We start from the raw sequence: 18,340 nt of genomic DNA on the forward strand, positions 1-18,340 counted from the left end.
GACTGATGCCGGTTATCGAATGCGACGTCGAGACGGCCCGCAGACGCCTCGAGGAGGCGGGGGTGACGGTCGAATCGGGAAACACCGACCACGAGTGCTGGCGCGCGAGCCGCGGCGACGCGACGGCGGTCGCCTACGAGGATAAGGTCGTGATCCAGGGCGGGTCGCCACAGGACCTCGAGGCGCTCCTGCGGGAGGGCGGCGGGCGGGCGCACGTCTACTTCGACGGCGGCGCGCGGGGGAACCCAGGCCCGGCAGGGATCGGCTGGGTGATCGTCACGGGCGACGGGATCGTCGCCGAGGGGAGCGAGACGATCGGCCGGGCGACGAACAACCAGGCCGAGTACGAGGCCCTGATCGCCGCCCTCGAGGCCGCGACGGAGTACGGCTACGACGAACTCCACGTCCGCGGCGACTCCGAACTGATCGTCAAGCAGGTCCGCGGCGAGTACGATACGAACAACCCGGAACTGCGCGAAAAGCGGGTGACGGTACTGGAGTTGCTCTCGAGGGTCGACGAGTGGACGCTCGAGCACGTCCCGCGAGAAGTCAACGAGCGGGCCGACAGCCTGGCGAACGAGGCGCTAGACCGGGCCTGATGTTTCTCGTCCGCGCGCGCCTCGATCGAGACCAGCAACGAGAAATCCCCGGAGCGACTATCGCCGTCTGAATGACCGATACGACGGACGGAGACGCGGTCGAAGGCGATCGAGAGCTTCCCGACGACGTCGTCGACGAAGCCGAACGACTGACGCGACTCAAGCGAACCGCGGTCGACGACGCCGAACGGACGGCGTACGACGAGCACCGCGAAGAACTGCTCGCGGACCACGAGTTCACCGCGCGGGTCCGTGAGGAGACCACCGATACGACCCTCGTGTTACATCCCGCGGAGTGGCAATCGGACGGCGTGATTCGAACGGACCGCATCGAGGACACCGGGCGAGCGATCGAGGTTCCCCTCGAGGGGACGGCTGAACCGGACGACTGGAACACTGTCGAGGCGGCGAACCGGGAACTGGTCGAGGAGGTTCGGACGGCCCACGGCGACGTCCACGGCGACAACGTCGCCGCGCTGGCCGATTTCATGGGAAATCACTACGCAAAGCCACTCTCGTCCGCGACGAGCCGTGAACTCGCGGAGTTTCGCGACGAGTACTTCGTGAGAAATGCGTGGCCGTCGGACGAACAGCGAGCGACACTCGAGGAGTCGATCAGGCTCGCGTTCGAGACAGCCGGTGAACCGGTACCCGGATCCCGGTCCGCTCAGTAGCTGTCGTCGACGAGTTCGCGAATTTCGTCGGCGCGGTCGTCGCCGGTGACGACCTTCGAGAGCGTCCAGCTGATCTGATCGAGAACGGCGTCGTAGCCGTCGTCAGTGAGTGAGTACTGGTTGGTCCGCTTGTCCAGTTCGCTCTTCTCGACCAATCCAAGCTCGACGAGTTCGTCGAGGTTGGGGTAGAGACGTCCGTGGTTGACTTCCGTTCCGTAGTACTCCTCGAGTTCGCGCTTGATCGCCAGCCCGTACATCGGCTCCTTGGCCAGGATGACGAGAATGTTGTTCTGAAACGCGGTTAGCTCGCGTGCAATGCTCTGGTCGCCGGTGATTGATTGTGCCTCTGACATACTTGTGGGAATGTCACCAGACTATTTAAGACTTGCCAACCATTCGGTCGGATCGGAGCCGGACGACCGGTCTCGAAGGCGTGCCCCTCGAGCCGTTTCGCCTCGACGCTGGTCTGGTGTACGGCGGTCGGCGGTCGACAAGTCTGCGAATGAACACTCCCGCTCGATTACGAAAGTACTTTTTGATCGACCGCGGACGTGGGGACGTATGGTAAATCTCTGGGAAGACCTCGAGACGGGCCCGAACGCCCCCGAAGAGATCTACGCTGTTGTCGAGTGTTTGAAAGGCGAGCGCAACAAGTACGAGTACGACAAGGACGTCCCCGGCGTCGTTCTCGACCGCGTGCTCCACTCGAACGTCCACTATCCCTCGGACTACGGCTTCATCCCGCAGTCGTACTACGACGACGAGGACCCCTTCGACGTCCTCGTTCTCGTCGAGGACCAGACGTTCCCCGGCTGTGTCATCGAGGCCCGTCCGGTCGCGCTAATGAAGATGGACGACGACGGCGAACAGGACGACAAGGTCATCGCCGTCCCGAGCGAAGACCCGCGCTGGGACCACATCGAGGATCTCGAGGACATCCCCCAGCAACAACGCGACGAGATAGACGAGTTCTTCGCGACCTACAAGAACCTGGAGGAAGGGAAGGAAGTCGAGACGCTCGGCTGGGAGGACCGCCAGGCCGCCTACGACGCGATCGAGCACGCACAGGAGCTCTACGAGGAGCACTTCGGCTGAGTCGAACGGACGATCGCTTCGGAATCGATTCATCCGAGTTATCCGTGTCGCACCGTCGATGCATTATGAGCATGAGTAATTTTATGATCGGTGGAACGGTATATCTACCTGTGATGGCAGCTACTGATTCCACCGCCCGACGGCACGACCCATCTTCCGACTCCGGCTCCGCCACCGGGATCGCCCACACGACGGTCGTCCCGACGAACTTCGATCCGGACGCACCGGGGAACCGGCAAGACTGACCGCCGAAGCCGTACTCGCGCTCGCCTGGGAGTTCTCGAAAACAGTGTCTCGAGACGAACCTTCTTGTACTCGGTCGAACTACCACCCTCTATGGGTTTGTTCGACCGACTGCGAGGCGATAGCGATCCTCGAGTCGCGTTCATCGGAATCGACGGTGTGCCGTACAGTCTTCTCACTGAGAACCGCGACCGCTTTCCCAACATCGCAGCCCTCGCAGACGAGGGAACGGCCGGCGAAATCTCGAGCATCGTCCCTCCGGAGTCGAGCGCCTGCTGGCCCTCCCTGACGACGGGGATGAACCCCGGCGAAACGGGCGTCTACGGCTTCCAGGACCGGGAAGTCGGCACCTACGATACCTACGTTCCGATGGGACGGGACGTCCAGGCACCGCGGGTCTGGGATCGCGTCCAGAACGGGAACCGCCGGGCGACGGTGATGAACGTTCCCGTCACGTTCCCGCCACAGCGAAACCTCCAGCGGGCGGTGTCGGGCTTTCTCTCACCGGGCCTGGATAAGGCGGCCCACCCCGACGACGTCCGGGAGTACCTCGAGTCGATCGACTACCGGATCGACGTCAACCCCAAACTCGGCCACGAGAACAACAAAGACGAGTTCCTGAAGGACGCCCACGACACCCTCGACGCCCGCTTCAAAGCGTTCCGACACTATATCGACGAGGACGACTGGGACCTCTTCTTCGGCGTCTTCATGACCACCGACCGGGTCAACCACTTCCTGTTCAAAGATTACGAACAGGACGGCGATTACAAGGCGGAGTTCCTGGAGTTCTACGAGAAGGTCGACGACTACATCGGCCGTCTTCGGAGCGCTCTCGCCGACGACGTCACCCTGATCGTCGCCTCCGACCACGGCTTTACGAGCCTCGACTACGAGGTCCACTTCAACGAGTGGCTCCGAGGGGAGGGCTGGCTCTCCTTCGACACCGACGAGCCCGAAGAGCTCGGCGACATCGCCAACGAGACCCGCGCCTACTCGTTCATCCCCGGACGCTTTTACATCAACCTCGAGGGCCGGGAACCCCGCGGCACCGTCACCGAGGAGCAGTACGACGAGGTCCGCGACGAACTCAAGGAGATGCTCGAGGCGTTCGAAGGCCCCGACGGCCGCCCGGTGGTCGAGCGCGTCGTCGAGAAGGAGACGGTGTTCCGCGGCGATCACGACGCCATCGCCCCCGACCTGGTCGCGATTCCGAACAAGGGATTCGACCTCAAATCCGGGTTCAAGGCTGATTCGGACGTCTTCACCACGGGGCCGCGAAACGGGATGCACAGCTTCGACGACACCGCGCTGTTTATCGACGACCCCGAGGCGACGATCGGCGACGCCGACCTCTACGACATCGCGCCGACGATCCTCGATCTGCTGGAACTCGAGTACAGCCGCGGCGACTTCGACGGCGCGAGCCTCGTGTAGCTTCCGGGCCCGAGTCCGGCACACCGGTCCCCGACACTCAGCCGCCGATTGCTGTCAGAAAATATATTATCCTGTCGGGCCAACGACCGGTATGAGCAAACGGCTCGTCGCCGGTGGCATCGCTCTCGCCGTCCTCGTGAGCGCCCTCGTCGGCTGGTACACCGACTCGCCGGCCGTCCTCGGGATTACGCCGGCCGGAATCGCGATCTACCTGCTCGTCGGCGTCGCTGGCCCTCAGTACGTGCTGGCCCGGCGCCGCGACGATCCGATGGCGCTGGGTCTGGCGGTATTTGCGGGCGTCGGCGGCGCACTCGCCCTGCTCGGCGGCGTTCTATTCCGCGACTTCCACGGCCAGTGGGATCTCGGACTGTCCGCCGTCCTCATGGTTGTCGTCTTCGGCGTCCTCGGCGGAGCCGTCGTCCGCTCGTTCCGCGAGGGGTATCGGGGAGCGGCGGCGTGATCTCGGCTCGACTGCAGTCACCTACTCCCGCTCGTTCGTTTTGCCCTGATGGCGACCCTCGGCCTGTCCGAGGCCGGGGATCGCGACGCGCGTCTCGAGACGCGTCATAAGCGCCGTCGCCGTGAGGACGATCGCGATGTAGACGACCGCGAGACTCGCGTAGATCGGCGTGTACTCGAAGGTCCGCGAGGCGATCCGGGACGCTCGGAAGTAGAGCTCGGGGACCGTGATAAAGGCCGCCAGCGACGAGTACTTGATCAGGTACACCAGCTCGTTGGTCCAGGCCGGGATCGCGTACCGGAACGTCTGTGGAAGAACGACGTAGCGGACTCCCGCGAGCCTCGAGAGGCCGATCGACCGGGCGGCGGTGAGCTGGCCGGCATCGACGCTCTCGACCGCCCCGCGGATGTACTCGGCCTGGTAGGCCGAACTGTTGATCGTAAAGCCGACGATTGCGATGATGAACGCCTGGTCCGGGATCGGCCCCGTACCGACCGTCTCGACGCCGTGGAGCCAAACGGCGAGCGGGAGCCCGAAGTAGAGTACGAACAGCTGTGCGAGCAGCGGCGTCCCGCGGATGAGTTCGATGTACCCCAGCGCGAGCCACCGGAACGGCCCGCCGTACACACGAACGACCGCTAGCGGGACCGCAATGGCGAGTCCGAGCAGGATGCTTACAACGGTGAGTACGATGGTGAGCCACGCGCCGGCTGCGAGTGCGGGCGCGATATCGACCGCGACGGCGACGCCGTCGACCACCGAGGCGATCCACTCGAGGGGTCCCGCGAACGGTCCGGCGATCTCTGCCGACGCGGCGAGCCGGTCTGCGGCCGCGTCGAACGGCTCGCGTTCGAGGGGCTGTTCGCCCGCGCCGGGGCCGATCCCGAGCCGCGAGAGCAGCCAGTCGTTTACCCACTGGGCGAGCAACCACCCCCAGAACGCGACCGCGGCCAGGACGACGAGCAGCCGCCTCACGGGAAGAGCGGTCGTACGTCTCCACGGGGCGTCGGTCGAACTAGCCATGGATCGTCCTGAGGAACTCCCGCGTTCGTTCTCGGTCCGGGTTCTCGAACATCCGCTCGGGCGATCCGCGCTCGACGATCCGACCCTCCTCGAGGAACGTGACGCTGTCCGCGGCCGACCTGGCGAACCGTAACTCGTGGGTAACGACGAGCATCGTCATCCCTTCCTCGACGAGCAGTTCCATCACATCGAGCACGCTGTTCGACAGCTCCGGGTCGAGCGCGCTCGTGGGTTCGTCGAAGAGCACGAGCTTCGGGTCCATCGCGAGCGCGCGAGCGATGCCCACGCGCTGTTTCTGGCCGCCCGAGAGCTGTGCCGGATAGGACTCCGACTGATCGCTCAGCCCGACCTTCTCGAGTTCGCGGTCGGCTCGCTCGCGCGCTTCGCGCTTCCCGAACCCTCGAACTCGGCGCAATCCGAGCGTGACGTTCTGGCGGGCGGTGAGGTGCGCGAAGAGGTTGATGTCCTGGAAGACCATTCCGACCTGCTGGCGCAGTTCGTCGACGTCCGTCTCGCCGCTGCTCACGCGGGCGCCGTCGAGGTAGATCGCGCCGCGGTCGATTTCGGTGAGTCGGTTGACACACCGCAGTAGCGTCGACTTCCCGCTCCCGGAGGGGCCGACCAGCACCTCGACGTCGCCGCGGTCGACCGCGAGATCGATCCCTCGGAGGACCGCCTCGTCGCCGTAGGACTTCCAGACGTCCTCGAGGCGCAACAGCGGCTCTCGTCCGGCGGGTCGTTGCTCGCCGGTCCGCCCCTCCTGGTCCGGGTCCCGTCGGTCGCCAGTCTGTTGGCCCGCCATCTCACTCCTCACCCGGGATGGCGTACCGGTCGTTGACGAACTCGAGCGTGCGATTCGTCGAGACGGTCAGGACGAAGTAGATCAGGCTGGCGAACAGGAACAGCTCCAGGGCGGCGGTGGTCTGCTGGGTCATCAGGTCGTGCGAACGCCGGAGCAGTTCCCCGAGCCCGATCGCGAAGGCGATGCTCGTGTCCTTCAGAACGATCGTGAACTCGTTCTGGAAGCCGGGGACGCTCCGGCGCAGCGCCTGGGGAACCAGCACGTACCGGATCGCCTTCCAGGTCGGCAGCCCGATCGCCTCCGCGGCCTCGAGCTGGCCCGGATCGACGCTCCGGAGCGCCCCGCGGAAGATCTGGGACTGGTAGGCCGCGCTCCTGACGCCGAGTGCGAGCATCGCCGCCTGGAACGGCTCGCTCACCGGGAGGACGAACAGCCACTCCAGGGGAAACACGAAGAACGTGAACACGATGATCACGAGGATCGGCGTCCCCCGGATCACGACGCCGGCCTTTCGGACGAACGCACTCGAGTACCGGCCGCCGTAGAGTTCGATCGCGCCGGCCGGAAACCCCATGAGGAATCCGAGCAGAATGCTCGCCGCCGTCAGCGCGACGGTTATCAGCGCCCCGTAGAGCAGGTACTCCCGGTTGCGGAGGACGAACTCCCAGTCCTCCGAGGTGGCGACGGCGACGGTCTCGAGGGTCTCGAGCGGAAGCGCCGCAAGCGATGGCCCGATCACGCTATCGGAACGGCCTCACGGCGGACTGCTCGTCGTCTTCTTCCTCGGTTTCGTCGGTCTCGTTGCCTTCGTTGCCGTTTTCGTCGTCCTCGTCGACGGGGTCCTCTCCGAACCACTCCGAGATGAGGTCCTCGTAGGTACCGTCCTCCTCGATCGCCTCGAGCCCCTCGTTGATCGCCTCGCGGAGGTCGTCGTCCTCCTGGCGGACCCCGAGTCCGAACTCCTCGTCGGTTTCCTCGACGAACGCGACCTCGACCGCCCGCTCGTCGGCGAACGTCTCACCGACCGGCTCGTCGATCAAAACGGCGTCGACGATGCCCCGCTCGAGGTCCTCGACCGCCAGGACGTAGCTGTCGTAGGAGGAGTAGTCCGCGTCGTCGATCAGACCCGGTTCGATCAGGTCCTCCTCGACGACGCCTTCACCGGTGGTTCCGACCTGTGCGCCGACGGCGTTCCCCTCGAAGTCCTCGAGGGACTCGGGCTGGAAGTCGCCACCCTCGGCGACCAGCACCGACTGGTCCGAACTGAAGTAGGGGTCGGAGAAGGCGATCTCCTCCTCGCGTTCCTCGGTGATCGTCATCGCGGCGGCGATCACGTCGATGCTCCCGTCCTGCAGGGCCGGGATCAGCGACCCGAACTCCAGGTCCTGCCACGTCTCGAGTTCGTACCCGTCGGCCTCCTCGAGGACGGCCTCGGTCAGGTCGATATCGAAGCCGACGATCTCACCGTCCTCGATCATCTCGAACGGCGGAAAGCCCGCTTCGGTTCCGACAACGATCGTCTCGGCGTCCTCGTCGTCCTGAAGATATCCTGCGGTGGACAGCGCGAGCGCAATGGTTCCACCGTATCGAACGGCGTCTCTGCGAGTTAGCTCACTGTTGGTGACACTCACCATACAGATCTACCCACCTTCAGTATACTTAATTGCCCAGGGGTGAACTGGAATGTAAAACTGACTGTCCGGATCTCGTACCGGTTCTGGGCAACCGAGGGGTGAGACGACGTCGCCGATCACCGATCGGCGAACGTCGCAGTCTTCGACCGGAGTACGAGGCGATTTCGAACCCGTTTTGCGAGGCGGGAAGTACCACGATGTATGGAGGAAGTCATTCGCGCCCGCGGCCACGAGCACGTCAGCGCCGAGCACGCGAGCACGTTCGAGGTGACGACCGACGACTATCTCACGAAAGCGGGCGACTGTATCCTCGCCATCGATGCCGACCGCGCACCCGCCGACTTCGACCCGGCGTTCGTCGACGCCTGCCGGGACGAGGAGGCAACGATCACCGTGACGGTCGAAACCGACAACCACTGCCAGACGGTGACCGGACGGGGTGATCCGTCCCTCGAGTTCACGAACGGCCGCAGCGCGGTGGGGCGCACGAGCGACTACGTCGACGACCGAACGATCCTCGTCGGCGCCGAGTTCGCCGCCGAGGGATTCGACCGCGACCTCGTGGCGGATCTGGCCGACAGCGCTCCGGTGACGGTGACGCTGACAGTAGAGTAAGGTGCCGCAGTGGCGGTTCCGGTTCGTTCGAGCCCCGTCGACCGCCGCTTTCACCGACGTTTTGCGTTCGGACCCCGTTCTCTCGAGTATGAGCGACGATCCGGAACCCGCCGAGAACATCAGCGGCGGGGCCGACGGCGGCGGCGTCGCGGCGACGTTCGATCCGGCGACGGCCGACACTCGAGCGGAGGTCTTCGTCGACCGTCTCGGGGAGCGATACTGGGAGAAAACGTACGGCGGGCAGGATGCCTTTACCTGTCTCGTCCGAACGGTTCTGAGCCAGAACACGAGCGACAAGGCGAGTCAGCCGGCCCACGACGCGCTGCTCGAACGCTACGGGGGTGGAAGGCCGGACAGCGGTGACGGGCGCGGCTCCGTCGACACGGATCTCGCCGAATCACTGGCCGTTGCCGAGCAATCGGAACTCGCCGAGACGATCAGTTCCGCGGGGCTGTACAACCAGAAATCGGAGATGCTCATCGACGCGGCCGACTGGGTGCTCGAGTCCTTCGGCTCCGCGGCGGGGTTCGACGCGTTCGTGAAAGACGAAGCGCCCGAGGAGGTCAGAGAGACGCTGCTCTCGGTTCGGGGCGTCGGGCCGAAAACGGCCGACTGCGTGCTTCTCTTTGCGGGCGGCCAGCCCGGCGTCTTTCCGGTCGACACCCACGTCCACCGGATCTTCCGACGGCTCGGCGTTGCTCCGGCGGACGCCGACCACGAGGCGGTCCGGGCGGTCCTCGAGCGCGAGGTACCCGCCGAAAAATGTGGGTTCGGCCACACGGCGACGATCCAGTTCGGCCGGGAGTACTGCACCGCCAGAAAGCCGGCGTGTCTCGAGGACCCCGACGCCTGCCCGATGGCCGACCTCTGTGACCAGGTCGGCGTCTATCCCGACACGGGCGAAGTGGTCGATCCGGCCGACGCCCCGGAGGGCGGGTAGCCGGCGAGGGAGAGCCCTTCAACTCGCGAGTAAAATCACCGCGAGCACGGCGAAGGCGATCCCCGCGGCGTCTTTCAGCGCCAGCGTATCGCCGAGGACGAGGATGCCGAGCAGGGCGGCGACGACGAAGTACAGCGCCGAGACGGTGGTGACGACGCCGACCTGCCCGTAGCTCAGCCCGGAGTAGAAGGCGACGGCACCGATGCCGGCGAATACGCCGGCCAGGAGCGCGTAGCTAACGCCGGTTCGCTCGAGGACGATCGCATCCCCCTGTAACGTCACGTAGCCGACGGCGACGATGACGCTCGCCGCGTAGGAGAGGATCATAGCGAGTTCGGGCGCGATCGTGTTCGTCGCCTCGTTCGCGAGGACGGTCCAGACGCCCCAGCTCACCATGGCGACGACGGCGAAGGTAACGGCCTGCTGGCTCATGCGAGTGGAGAGGGCCTCGAGTCTCGAATAGCCGTCGACACGGGCTTCTCTAAATCGGAACGGACTAGGTTATTTCACTCGATATGCGGGTGAAACACACGTTCAGTGCAGGCGGTGCAGGTAACGCTGCGGAAGAGCATCAAGCGCTGCACCCGCGAGCGACCAGCGGGAGCGAGCGGCCTTTTTAGCGTAGATTTTTGCAAGCGGTTCGAGCGACCGTAGGGAGCGAGGACCCGCAGTAAAAAGGTACGTTTGCAGGGAGACTTTGCAAAACATCTATCCGTATATCGTGTCCTGATCCCCTTCGCTAGCCGCTCACACAACCGGTCGGCCAGCGATTGGAGTCGCGATGTACGCGACTCCAATCGCTACAACGGGAGAGCCTGCTCTCCCGAGCATCGCGGAAACTTCGTTTCCGCTCAGCGAGGAAGGGCTGGCGTCCAAGCGGCACGCGGACCCGCGTGCCGCGTGCGGGCCTGGCGTCCTGCCGAGCGGGCGAGGCAGGGCTCGGAAGTCGCAGCCCGCGCATGTGAACGAAGTGAACGAGCAGGAACGTCTTCCGGCGGAAATTGAAAAGGCGAGGGGTGCGAGGTCGCCTGCGACCTCGAAGCGAAGCGGCAAAGCCGCGGAGCGAGGCACGCCAGTGCCGAGCGAGGGTCCTCAAAAATCGCAGTGCGATTTTTGGTCTCTCGAAAACGCGTCGCGTTTTCGGAGATTTTCAGAGGAAACGAAACGTCTCGAGATTCTTCGGAGCGAACGTCCGCATGTTGTACTCGTGGTACAGCGCCGAGGAGAGGTCCTGAGTCGAGCGTTCGTCGCCGTGGACACAGAGGACTTTCTCGGGACGTGGGTTCATCGTCTTCACGAAGTTCTCGAGTCCGGCGCGGTCGGCGTGGCCGGAGAAGCCGTCAACCGTTTCGACGTCCATGTTGAGCGAAAGGGTGCCGCGACCGCCGTTACCGTTGCGGCCGCCGCCGACGTCGCTCATGGGAATCTCGTCCCAACCGTTCTGGATGCGCCGGCCGAGGGTTCCCTGGGCCTGGTAGCCGACGAAGACGAGCCTCGAGTCCGGGTCGGGGCCAAGGTGGGAGAGCCAGGACATGATGGGGCCGCCGGTGACCATCCCGGAGGTCGAGAGGATGATGCAGGGGTCGCCGTCGGCGACCTCCTGGCGTTCCTCCTCGCCGCGGTCGATGTGATTGAACTCCTCGGCGAGGAAGGGGTTCTCGTCGTCGTGGAAGATCTGATCGCGCAGTTCGTCCCGGAGGTATTCGGGGTAGGTGGTGTGGATCGCCGTCGCCTCCCAGATCATCCCGTCTAAGTGGACCGGCATCGAGGGGATGTCGCCGTTTCGCATCGCCTGCTCGATGACGAGCATGATCTCCTGGGAGCGACCGACGGCGAACGCCGGGATCAGGATTTTCCCGCCCTCGTCGTAGGTGCGGTTGATGACCTCCTTCAGTTTGCGCTCGGAGTCCTCCTGGTCGGTCTGGTAGTCGTTGCGACCGCCGTAGGTCGACTCGAGGACCAGCGTCTCGACTCGCGGGAAATCGTTGACCGCGCCGTTGAACAGGCGCGTATCCTTGTAGTGGATGTCCCCGGAGAAACAGACGTTGTAGAGGCCGTCGCCGATGTGGAAGTGACTCACCGCGGAGCCGAGGATGTGGCCCGCGTTGTGGAAGGTGAGTTTGACGTCCGGCGCGATGTCGGTGACGTCGCCGTACTCGAGGGTGATACAGTGTTTGATCGCCTCGCGGACCATCTCGGACTCGTAGGGCGGGGTGCGCCCCTCTTTGGCGGCGACGTCGAGGTAGTCGAGCGTGAGCAGGCCCATCAGGTCCCGCGTGGGTTCCGTACAGTAGATGGGGCCGTCGTAGCCGTACTTGAACAGCAGCGGAATCAGCGCGGAGTGGTCGAGGTGGGCGTGGGTGAGCACGACCGCGTCCAGGTTCTGGGCGCCCGCGCCGAGGGCTTCGGGCACGTGGAGGTACGGCACTTCGCCCTCCGCACCGGGTTTGTCGCCGCAATCGATGAGGATGCGGGTTTCGGGCGTCGAGAGGATGAAGGAGGCCCGTCCGACCTCCCGACAGCAGCCCAGCGTGGTGATCCGGACGTACTCGTCGTCGGACATCTCCTGGCGGTGGATCTGCCGGCCCACGCGCTCGAGAACGTCTCGCCGGTCGTCGCGCTCCTGTTTGAGGAAGTTGCGGACGTTCGAGACCGTCGAGGACTCGATCGGCGGCGTGCGAACGACTTCGGGGGTCCAGCCGACGCTTTTTGTGATCTCACGGAGGGTAGAGCCGTGGCGGCCGATCACCATCCCCGGCTTCTGGGCCTCGATGACGACCTCGCCGGTGTCGGCGTGGAAGTCCAGATCGGTGACGCCGGCCTCTTCGGGCACGACGTTCATGATCTCGGCTCGAGCCTCGTCGGGCCGGGAGAGAACGCTGGGGTCGGGTCGGACCGTGATGCGTTTTCTGAGTTTGCTCGCGAGTTTCCGAACGAGGTCGCCCTGCTGGGCGAACTCCTTGGGGTCGCGCGTGTACACCACCAGTTCGGGGCCTTCGTACTTCACCGAGGAGACCGAGATATCACTCGGTAACTCGCTCGTGATCTCTGCTTTCAGATCGTCGAGTTGCTGCTCTACGGTACTCATAGTCGCCAGATGTGGCCTGCGTGGAGTCGTCGGCTGGACGTGATCCTCGCCCTGTCGGTCCCACGGTGCCGGGTCGACTCTCGAAAGGGGAACGGCGACAGCGCCGCCGTTTCGAGTGGCCCGGGGAGGGCCACACAGTCTGCACCATCAGTGAGTCACCGTCCCGGATCATCGTGTATAGTCCGTGCCGTGACGACCACGCTTCCAGGTATTTGTCCTGGTCGGTGCGGGAAGATTCCAGGGAGAACCCGCTTACTCGAGCCTATTCCCCGCGTCGTATAAAAGTCTTCGCAAAGTTGAGGGGGGTCCGGGACCTCGAACCCGTATGCGACTCACGCCGACGCGCGTTAGAGAGGAGCGCGACTGGGTAGCCGGGCGGGCAGACCGGGTCGTCCCGATCATCAACGACGTGCGCGACGACCTGGGCGAGATCTTCGATACGGACGTCGATCACGTCACCGAGGCAGCCTACCGAGAGGAGGTCGACGTGGTGTTCGCCGACGGCGATCTCGCCGTGAACGTCGCGGCGATGGTCGCTATCCTGCGAGATCTCGACGTCGAGGGCGACTATCCGGGATTCGTCGTGGACGAGATCCTGGGCCGGGAGCTCGCGGCAACGATCGCGGGTACCCAACCACTGCGCACACTCGGGGAGGCGACCTTTCACTACGCCGATGTCAACGTCCACGGGCCGGCCGAGGAGAACGCGGGCGTCGACGACCTCGAGGCGGCGCTTGCCGCGGGGTTTCAGGAACGGCTTCCCGGCTGGGACTGGACCGAACGGGAGAGCCCGTTCGCCGTCGACTGAGACAGACTGCTGTTCGGATTCGTCCGGACTCACCGCAGTTTTGATTCGACCAATACCCGATGCGGGTACGATCCGGCGGTGAATCGACTGTCAGGGCTCGGGTTCCGGATCGGCTCCCATCTCCTCGCTCTGTTGTCGGATTCGTTCGTACTCCTCGCCGGGAATGAGTCCGTCGGCCTCGCCGTCGCGCAACGTGTCGATCAGTCGCTCGTCGGAGGCCTCGAGCAAGAACACGCCCTGGTTCGCGATCATCCCCTCGATCGACAGCTCGTCGTCGTCCTCGACCTCGGATTCGAACGCCGCCGATCGCGCCTCGAAGAGTTCGTCCTGTTGGCTCTGGAAGTCCTCCCGAATCTCCGCCTGTTCTTCTTCGTCCTCGGCCTCCTGCATCGTCGCCATATACTCCTGCTCGAGCGCCATGAGCTCGTCCTGGTCGGGCTGGACGATTGCGGTGATTCCCGTCTCTGGTTCGATATCGGGCTCGATGTCCTCTTCGGTGGTTTCGTTTTCGCTGCCGTCGTCCGCGTCGTCGCCGAAGGTGTACTGGGTACAGCCGGCGAGCGAGGCCGCCGTGCCGATACCGGTCAGTTGGAGGAAGCGTCGCCGATGGGGGTTGTTCGACATTCCGTTCCGTGCTCGGGGAGGGATAAAAATAAGCGTTTATACTGGTTCAGATCACGGTTTCGCGACCCAGTCTTCGGTCAGTTCTCCCGCTCCGTCGCCTGCGGAGACGGTCGTGGTGCTTTTGTCTCCCTGCGTGATACGGACGGGCAGTGACTGCTACCGAGGAGAAGACGCGGGTCGCCACGGTCGAAGAGCCGACGCCGGTGCTCGCCCGGGAGACGATCGCCGCCGGCCTCGAGCGGACCGCGCTCATCACCGTCGTGGGACGGTGCACCGTCGACTACGACGGCCGCGCCTCGAGCCGGCTCGAAGCGGGCGACCGACACGTGATGCTCAAACCGGACGGGACGACGCTGGTTCACACCGACGAGGGCCAACAGCCGGTCAACTGGCAGCCCCCCGGCTGTACCCACGAGGTGGCACTCGAGGACGGCGTCCTCGTCCTCCGAAGCGAGCGTACGACGCCCGCGGAACGACTGCTGGTCCGGTTCGAGTCGGTCGCGCAGGTGTCGACGTTCGCGATGGCGGACTCGGGCGACCTCGCGCTGGTCGGAACCGAAGCCGATCTCAAAGATCGCATCCTCGAGACGCCGGATCTGCTCGAGGACGGCTTCACCCCGCTGGCGACCGAGCGCGAGACTCCGGCGGGCGCGGTCGACATCTACGGCGAGGATCGGGAGGGGCGGGCCGTCGTCGTCGAACTCAAGCGCCGTCGCGTGGGCCCGGACGCGGTCTCACAGCTCCGCCGGTACGTCGACGCCCTCGAGCGGGACCTCCACGCCGACACCGCGATTCGCGGAATCCTGGTCGCGCCCTCGGTCACCGACCGGGCCGAGGCGCTGCTCGCAAAGCACGGACTCGAGTTCGTCTCGCTCGAGCCGCCCGGCGACCGCCCCTCTTGATCGCCGCCGATCCGCCGCCTGCGGCTCGCATGCACCTGCCACCACGGTGCCTAACTCGGCCGGGACGATACTGGACACTATGGGTCTTCTCCCTCGACCCCGACAGCGCACAGGCGGTGAATCGACGACGCGAGCCCCTGCGAGCGACGACGATGCTGCCGTAACCGAGACGCCCCTCTTCCGGCTCGGCCGCCTCCTGTTCGGCGGTATCCTCGCGTTCAACGCGCTCGACAATCTGCGGAACTTAGAGGAGCGAGTCGCCTACGCCGAGGCCAAGGGGACGCCTGCCCCCCGGCTTTCCGTCCCCGCGGTCAGCGGGAGCCTCCTGCTGGGCGGGCTCGGGATCGCGCTGTGGCGAGCGCCGATGGTGGCCGCGGGCGCCGTGATCGGGTTTCTCGCCGGCGTGACGCCGATGATGCACGACTTCTGGAACGTCGACGACCCCGAGCAACAACAGCAGGAGCTGATCCACTTCCTGAAGAACACTGCGCTCCTGGGGGCCGCACTGGCGTTTCTCAAGGTCGGCCAGCGTGAGAACCGGTCCTGATCCGGCTGTCGCAGAGCCGGCTACTCGTCGAGTAATCGCTTCAGCCGATCCAGCTCCGTCAGCGCCTCGACCGGCGTGAGGCGGGCGACCTCGAGCGCCCGGAGTTCGGCGGCGACGTCGGTCGGGTCGTCACCGCCGTCGACGGCAGGCGTCGACGACCGCGGCCCGTCCGGCCGCTCGTCCGCGTCCGCGGTGACTGCCGCGGCCGTCCCTTCGTCGGAAGCCGCGCCGGCGGACTCGCCGGGCGAGCCGTCCCCCGCCTCCGCGACGAGCTCCCGCGAGCGCGCCACCACCTCGTCGGGAACGCCGGCCGCGGTCGCGACCTCGACGCCGTAGGAGCCCTCGGCCGCGCCGGGTTCGATCTCGTGGTGGAAGACGACGTCGCCCTCCTCCTGAGCTGTTCGAAAGTGGAGCGTGAACGCGCTCTCGAGATCGTCCGCGAGCGCCGTCAGCGGGTGGTGGTGGGTCGCAAAGAGGGTGGTGGCGCCAACCTCGTCGTGGACGTGTTCGGTGATCGCCCGAGCGATGGCGAGGCCGTCGGCCGTGGAAGTGCCACGCCCTACCTCGTCGAGCAACACGAGCGCGTCCTCGTCGGCCTCCCGAAGAATCGTCGCGAGTTCGTCCATCTCGACCATGAACGTCGAGCGACCGCCAGCGATGTCGTCGCTCGCGCCCACGCGAGTGAAGATCCGTTCGACGGGGGTGAGCCGGGCCGACCGGGCAGGGACGAAACTCCCCACCTGTGCGAGCAGGACGATACAGGCTACCTGACGCATATACGTCGACTTGCCGGACATGTTGGGGCCGGTGATCACCGCCAGTCGACGGTCGTCAGTGAAGCGGGCGTCGTTGGGAACGAACGACTCCTGGGTGCGTTCGACGACCGGGTGACGACCGCCCTCGATCGATAGCTCCCGACCCCCGTTGACCGCGCCGTCGCGATCGACGAGTTCGGGTCGGCAGTAGTCGAACTGGGCGGCGACGGTGGCCAGCGAGATGAGCGCGTCGAGGCTCGCGAGGGCGTCGGCGAGCGCCTGCACGCGCTCGACCTCGGCTGCGACCTCGCGGCGCACCGCACAAAACAGCTCGTACTCCCGCTCGTCGGCTCGCTGATCTGCGGTCACGATCTCGTCCTCCCGTTCCCTGAGTTCCGGCGTAACGAACCGTTCGGCCCGTTTCAACGTCTGGCGGCGCTCGTAGTCGTCGGGCACCGCCTCGAGGTTCGGGTTCGTCACCTCGATGTAGTAGCCGTGGACAGCGTTGGAGCCGACCTTCAGCGAGTCGATCCCGGTTCGCTCGCGCTCGCGGGCCTCGAGGTCGTCGATCCACCGCTTTCCGTCCCGGGCGGTCGTCCGCAACTCGTCCAAGTCGTCGTCGTAGCCGTCGGCAATGATCCCGCCCTCGGTGATCTCGAGGGGTGGACCCGCGACGATCGCCCGGTCGATCAGGTCCCGGAGGTCCGCCAGCGGATCGAGTGCGTTGTGAAGCGCCTGCAGCCGGTCGGCCTCCGTCGCCGCCAATGCCTCCCGGATCTCGGGAACGACCGCGAGGGTGTCCCGGAGGGAGCGCAGATCGCGGGCGTTCGCCCGCTCGCGGGAGATCCGTCCGATGAGTCGCTCGAGATCGTACACCTCTTTCAGCAGCTCCTGGATCGACTCGCGACACTGGACCGCGCCCGTCAGCTCTCCGACGGCGTCGAGTCGGGCCTCGATCCGCGCGGGCTCGAGCAGCGGCCGCCGGAGCCAGTCCCTGAGCCTGCGCCCGCCGAGCGCGCTCGCCGTCTCGTCGATGACGCCGATGAGCGTGGCCTCCTCTCGCCCGTGGACCGCCCGCGGTTCGAACAGCTCGAGGCTCCGCAGGGCGACCGCGTCGAGCAGCAGGTACTCCCGCGGATCGTACCGCCGGAGGTGGGTCAGATACTCGAGAGTCGTCGATCCATCGTCTGCGTCGTCCGCCTCCGCGCTGCCGACACCGCCGCGGGCGTACTCGGCGTAGGAGAGCAACGCACCACAGGCACGGATTTCGGCGTCGCCGGCGAGCAGCGACTCCGGATCGCCGAAGTACGACTGAACCCGCTCGACGGCGTGGTCGCGGTCGAACGCGTCCTCCTCGAACGGAGTGACCATACAGCGCTCCGGAAAGCGATCGGCCGACGCCTGCGGTCCGACGACCGCCTCCGATGGCGCGAAGCGGCTGATCTCGTCGGCGATCGCCTCGCTCGAGGTGGAGCCCGTCGCGAGGAAATCACCCGTCGAGACGTCGAGCAGCGCGAGCCCCAGCTCCTCGCCCGAGCGGGCGAGCGCCGCCACGAAGTTGTTGTCGTCGCTCGCGAGCAGTTCGTCCTCGGTGAGCGTTCCCGGCGTGATCACCCGCGTGACCGCGCGCTCGACCACCCCGGGGGACTCGCCCGGCTCCTCGATCTGATCGGCGACGGCGACGCGGTAGCCCGCCTCGAGCAACTCCTCGATGTAGGACGCTGCGTTATCGACGGGGATGCCGCTCATCGGGTACTCTCCGGTGCTGTCCTCGCGGCTCGTGAGCGTGAGCTCGAGCAGCCGGGCGGTTCGTTCGGCCGCGCCACAGAACGTCTCGTAGAAGTCACCGACCTGAAACAGAACGATCGCGTCGTCGTAGCGCGCACAGAGGTCGTGATACTGCGCCATCATCGGCGTCAACTCGTCGCGCTTTTCGGCCATCGCCGCCGGTGGGCCAAGCGCCGGATCCATGTCTGACATCCGCCCCCGGATGCGGAAATAGCTGCTGCATCGGCCGGCCGTGTCGTGAGTATGGTCGATAATACAGACAATTAGAAAAAGACATATTACCACTACCGAGTAACCCGTGGGTAG

General features: G+C 65.6%; 20 protein-coding genes. 11 read left to right on the top strand and 9 right to left on the bottom strand.

The annotated features are described in order from the left end of the window. The first annotated feature begins 5 nt into the window (after positions 1-5). Positions 6-599: a ribonuclease HI gene (rnhA, locus tag AC6I6S_RS03265; protein ID WP_497948297.1), complete on the top strand. Its 594-nt coding sequence runs from the start codon at positions 6-8 to the stop codon at positions 597-599. A 71-nt stretch (positions 600-670) separates the two neighbouring features. Continuing rightward, on the top strand, positions 671-1,273 hold the full coding sequence (locus AC6I6S_RS03270) for a DUF7108 family protein (protein WP_497948298.1): 603 nt from the start codon (positions 671-673) through the stop codon (positions 1,271-1,273). Here AC6I6S_RS03270 and AC6I6S_RS03275 read toward each other — a convergent pair. Continuing rightward, positions 1,267-1,626 carry a PadR family transcriptional regulator gene (locus AC6I6S_RS03275; RefSeq protein ID WP_497948299.1) on the bottom strand — a complete coding sequence of 120 codons (360 nt, stop codon included), beginning with the start codon at positions 1,624-1,626 and terminating at the stop codon, positions 1,267-1,269. The two genes, AC6I6S_RS03270 and AC6I6S_RS03275, sit on opposite strands and share 7 nt — an antisense overlap. A gap of 208 nt (positions 1,627-1,834) precedes the next feature. On the opposite strand from AC6I6S_RS03275, the gene AC6I6S_RS03280 reads away from it, so the two are divergent. The 4 genes from AC6I6S_RS03280 to AC6I6S_RS03295 all read left to right on the top strand — a co-directional run bounded on the left by AC6I6S_RS03280 (position 1,835) and on the right by AC6I6S_RS03295 (position 4,508). Then, entirely contained in the window at positions 1,835-2,368 is a 534-nt protein-coding gene (locus tag AC6I6S_RS03280; RefSeq protein WP_497948300.1) for an inorganic diphosphatase, read from the top strand. 113 nt (positions 2,369-2,481) lie between these two features. Continuing rightward, positions 2,482-2,613 (top strand): hypothetical protein, encoded by a 132-nt coding sequence (locus AC6I6S_RS03285; RefSeq protein WP_497948301.1) that lies wholly within the window; start codon positions 2,482-2,484, stop codon positions 2,611-2,613. A gap of 91 nt (positions 2,614-2,704) precedes the next feature. Next, positions 2,705-4,048: an alkaline phosphatase family protein gene (locus tag AC6I6S_RS03290; RefSeq protein ID WP_497948302.1), complete on the top strand. Its 1,344-nt coding sequence runs from the start codon at positions 2,705-2,707 to the stop codon at positions 4,046-4,048. A 91-nt stretch (positions 4,049-4,139) separates the two neighbouring features. Next, positions 4,140-4,508: a hypothetical protein gene (locus AC6I6S_RS03295; protein WP_497948303.1), complete on the top strand. Its 369-nt coding sequence runs from the start codon at positions 4,140-4,142 to the stop codon at positions 4,506-4,508. 21 nt (positions 4,509-4,529) lie between these two features. Here AC6I6S_RS03295 and AC6I6S_RS03300 read toward each other — a convergent pair whose 3' ends face one another. Genes AC6I6S_RS03300 through AC6I6S_RS03315 form a run of 4 tightly spaced genes read right to left on the bottom strand, consistent with a single transcriptional unit; the run spans position 4,530 to position 7,967 of the window. Beyond that, a complete protein-coding gene (locus AC6I6S_RS03300; RefSeq protein ID WP_497948304.1) occupies positions 4,530-5,531 on the bottom strand; it encodes an amino acid ABC transporter permease in 1,002 nt (333 codons plus the stop codon). Further along, the gene (locus AC6I6S_RS03305; RefSeq protein WP_497948305.1) at positions 5,524-6,333 is read right to left on the bottom strand and encodes an amino acid ABC transporter ATP-binding protein; all 810 of its coding nucleotides are present in this window, start codon (positions 6,331-6,333) and stop codon (positions 5,524-5,526) included. The genes AC6I6S_RS03300 and AC6I6S_RS03305 overlap by 8 nt, the downstream gene beginning before the upstream one ends. Position 6,334: 1 nt before the next feature. Then, positions 6,335-7,072: an amino acid ABC transporter permease gene (locus AC6I6S_RS03310; RefSeq protein WP_497948306.1), complete on the bottom strand. Its 738-nt coding sequence runs from the start codon at positions 7,070-7,072 to the stop codon at positions 6,335-6,337. Position 7,073: 1 nt separating this feature from the next. Then, on the bottom strand, positions 7,074-7,967 hold the full coding sequence (locus tag AC6I6S_RS03315) for a basic amino acid ABC transporter substrate-binding protein (protein WP_497948307.1): 894 nt from the start codon (positions 7,965-7,967) through the stop codon (positions 7,074-7,076). Positions 7,968-8,168: 201 nt separating this feature from the next. Here AC6I6S_RS03315 and AC6I6S_RS03320 point away from each other — a divergent pair, with 201 nt between their 5' ends. Both AC6I6S_RS03320 and AC6I6S_RS03325 read left to right on the top strand, forming a co-directional pair. Further along, a complete protein-coding gene (locus tag AC6I6S_RS03320) occupies positions 8,169-8,582 on the top strand; it encodes a DUF371 domain-containing protein (RefSeq protein ID WP_497948308.1) in 414 nt (137 codons plus the stop codon). A gap of 88 nt (positions 8,583-8,670) precedes the next feature. Next, positions 8,671-9,522, top strand: a complete 852-nt coding sequence (locus AC6I6S_RS03325; RefSeq protein WP_497948309.1) for an endonuclease III domain-containing protein — start codon at positions 8,671-8,673, stop codon at positions 9,520-9,522. An 18-nt stretch (positions 9,523-9,540) separates the two neighbouring features. Here AC6I6S_RS03325 and AC6I6S_RS03330 read toward each other — a convergent pair whose 3' ends face one another. Continuing rightward, positions 9,541-9,954 (bottom strand): EamA family transporter, encoded by a 414-nt coding sequence (locus AC6I6S_RS03330; RefSeq protein WP_497948310.1) that lies wholly within the window; start codon positions 9,952-9,954, stop codon positions 9,541-9,543. 718 nt (positions 9,955-10,672) lie between these two features. After that, a complete protein-coding gene (locus AC6I6S_RS03335) occupies positions 10,673-12,610 on the bottom strand; it encodes a beta-CASP ribonuclease aCPSF1 (RefSeq protein ID WP_497948311.1) in 1,938 nt (645 codons plus the stop codon). A 325-nt stretch (positions 12,611-12,935) separates the two neighbouring features. On the opposite strand from AC6I6S_RS03335, the gene AC6I6S_RS03340 reads away from it, so the two are divergent. After that, complete coding sequence (locus AC6I6S_RS03340) at positions 12,936-13,418, top strand: DUF7984 family protein (RefSeq protein ID WP_497948312.1); 483 nt, start codon at positions 12,936-12,938, stop codon at positions 13,416-13,418. Between the two features lie 90 nt (positions 13,419-13,508). Here the strand turns inward: AC6I6S_RS03340 and AC6I6S_RS03345 are convergent, their stop codons facing one another. Next, entirely contained in the window at positions 13,509-14,042 is a 534-nt protein-coding gene (locus tag AC6I6S_RS03345; RefSeq protein WP_497948313.1) for a hypothetical protein, read from the bottom strand. 149 nt (positions 14,043-14,191) lie between these two features. Between AC6I6S_RS03345 and nucS the strand changes: the two genes are divergently transcribed. Next, on the top strand, positions 14,192-14,944 hold the full coding sequence (nucS, locus tag AC6I6S_RS03350; RefSeq protein ID WP_497948314.1) for an endonuclease NucS: 753 nt from the start codon (positions 14,192-14,194) through the stop codon (positions 14,942-14,944). 79 nt (positions 14,945-15,023) lie between these two features. Beyond that, a complete protein-coding gene (locus tag AC6I6S_RS03355) occupies positions 15,024-15,491 on the top strand; it encodes a DoxX family membrane protein (protein WP_497948315.1) in 468 nt (155 codons plus the stop codon). Between the two features lie 20 nt (positions 15,492-15,511). Here AC6I6S_RS03355 and mutS read toward each other — a convergent pair whose 3' ends face one another. Continuing rightward, entirely contained in the window at positions 15,512-18,217 is a 2,706-nt protein-coding gene (gene mutS / locus AC6I6S_RS03360) for a DNA mismatch repair protein MutS (protein ID WP_497948316.1), read from the bottom strand. Between the last annotated feature and the right edge of the window lie 123 nt (positions 18,218-18,340).

The sequence above is a fragment of the Natrononativus sp. DTA114 genome (assembly GCF_059736515.1).

Bases quoted from the DNA above. Each gene is read 5' to 3' on its own strand.
- AC6I6S_RS03305 (WP_497948305.1), bottom strand. From the start codon at position 6,333: ATGGCGGGCCAACAGACTGGCGACCGACGGGACCCGGACCAGGAGGGG.
- AC6I6S_RS03355 (WP_497948315.1), top strand. From the start codon at position 15,024: ATGGGTCTTCTCCCTCGACCCCGACAGCGCACAGGCGGTGAATCGACG.
- rnhA (WP_497948297.1), top strand. From the start codon at position 6: ATGCCGGTTATCGAATGCGACGTCGAGACGGCCCGCAGACGCCTCGAG.
- AC6I6S_RS03345 (WP_497948313.1), bottom strand. From the start codon at position 14,042: ATGTCGAACAACCCCCATCGGCGACGCTTCCTCCAACTGACCGGTATC.
- AC6I6S_RS03320 (WP_497948308.1), top strand. From the start codon at position 8,169: ATGGAGGAAGTCATTCGCGCCCGCGGCCACGAGCACGTCAGCGCCGAG.
- AC6I6S_RS03275 (WP_497948299.1), bottom strand. From the start codon at position 1,626: ATGTCAGAGGCACAATCAATCACCGGCGACCAGAGCATTGCACGCGAG.
- AC6I6S_RS03315 (WP_497948307.1), bottom strand. From the start codon at position 7,967: ATGGTGAGTGTCACCAACAGTGAGCTAACTCGCAGAGACGCCGTTCGA.
- mutS (WP_497948316.1), bottom strand. From the start codon at position 18,217: ATGGATCCGGCGCTTGGCCCACCGGCGGCGATGGCCGAAAAGCGCGAC.
- AC6I6S_RS03325 (WP_497948309.1), top strand. From the start codon at position 8,671: ATGAGCGACGATCCGGAACCCGCCGAGAACATCAGCGGCGGGGCCGAC.
- AC6I6S_RS03290 (WP_497948302.1), top strand. From the start codon at position 2,705: ATGGGTTTGTTCGACCGACTGCGAGGCGATAGCGATCCTCGAGTCGCG.
- AC6I6S_RS03295 (WP_497948303.1), top strand. From the start codon at position 4,140: ATGAGCAAACGGCTCGTCGCCGGTGGCATCGCTCTCGCCGTCCTCGTG.
- AC6I6S_RS03300 (WP_497948304.1), bottom strand. From the start codon at position 5,531: ATGGCTAGTTCGACCGACGCCCCGTGGAGACGTACGACCGCTCTTCCC.
- AC6I6S_RS03280 (WP_497948300.1), top strand. From the start codon at position 1,835: ATGGTAAATCTCTGGGAAGACCTCGAGACGGGCCCGAACGCCCCCGAA.
- AC6I6S_RS03330 (WP_497948310.1), bottom strand. From the start codon at position 9,954: ATGAGCCAGCAGGCCGTTACCTTCGCCGTCGTCGCCATGGTGAGCTGG.
- AC6I6S_RS03285 (WP_497948301.1), top strand. From the start codon at position 2,482: ATGGCAGCTACTGATTCCACCGCCCGACGGCACGACCCATCTTCCGAC.
- AC6I6S_RS03340 (WP_497948312.1), top strand. From the start codon at position 12,936: ATGCGACTCACGCCGACGCGCGTTAGAGAGGAGCGCGACTGGGTAGCC.
- AC6I6S_RS03335 (WP_497948311.1), bottom strand. From the start codon at position 12,610: ATGAGTACCGTAGAGCAGCAACTCGACGATCTGAAAGCAGAGATCACG.
- AC6I6S_RS03270 (WP_497948298.1), top strand. From the start codon at position 671: ATGACCGATACGACGGACGGAGACGCGGTCGAAGGCGATCGAGAGCTT.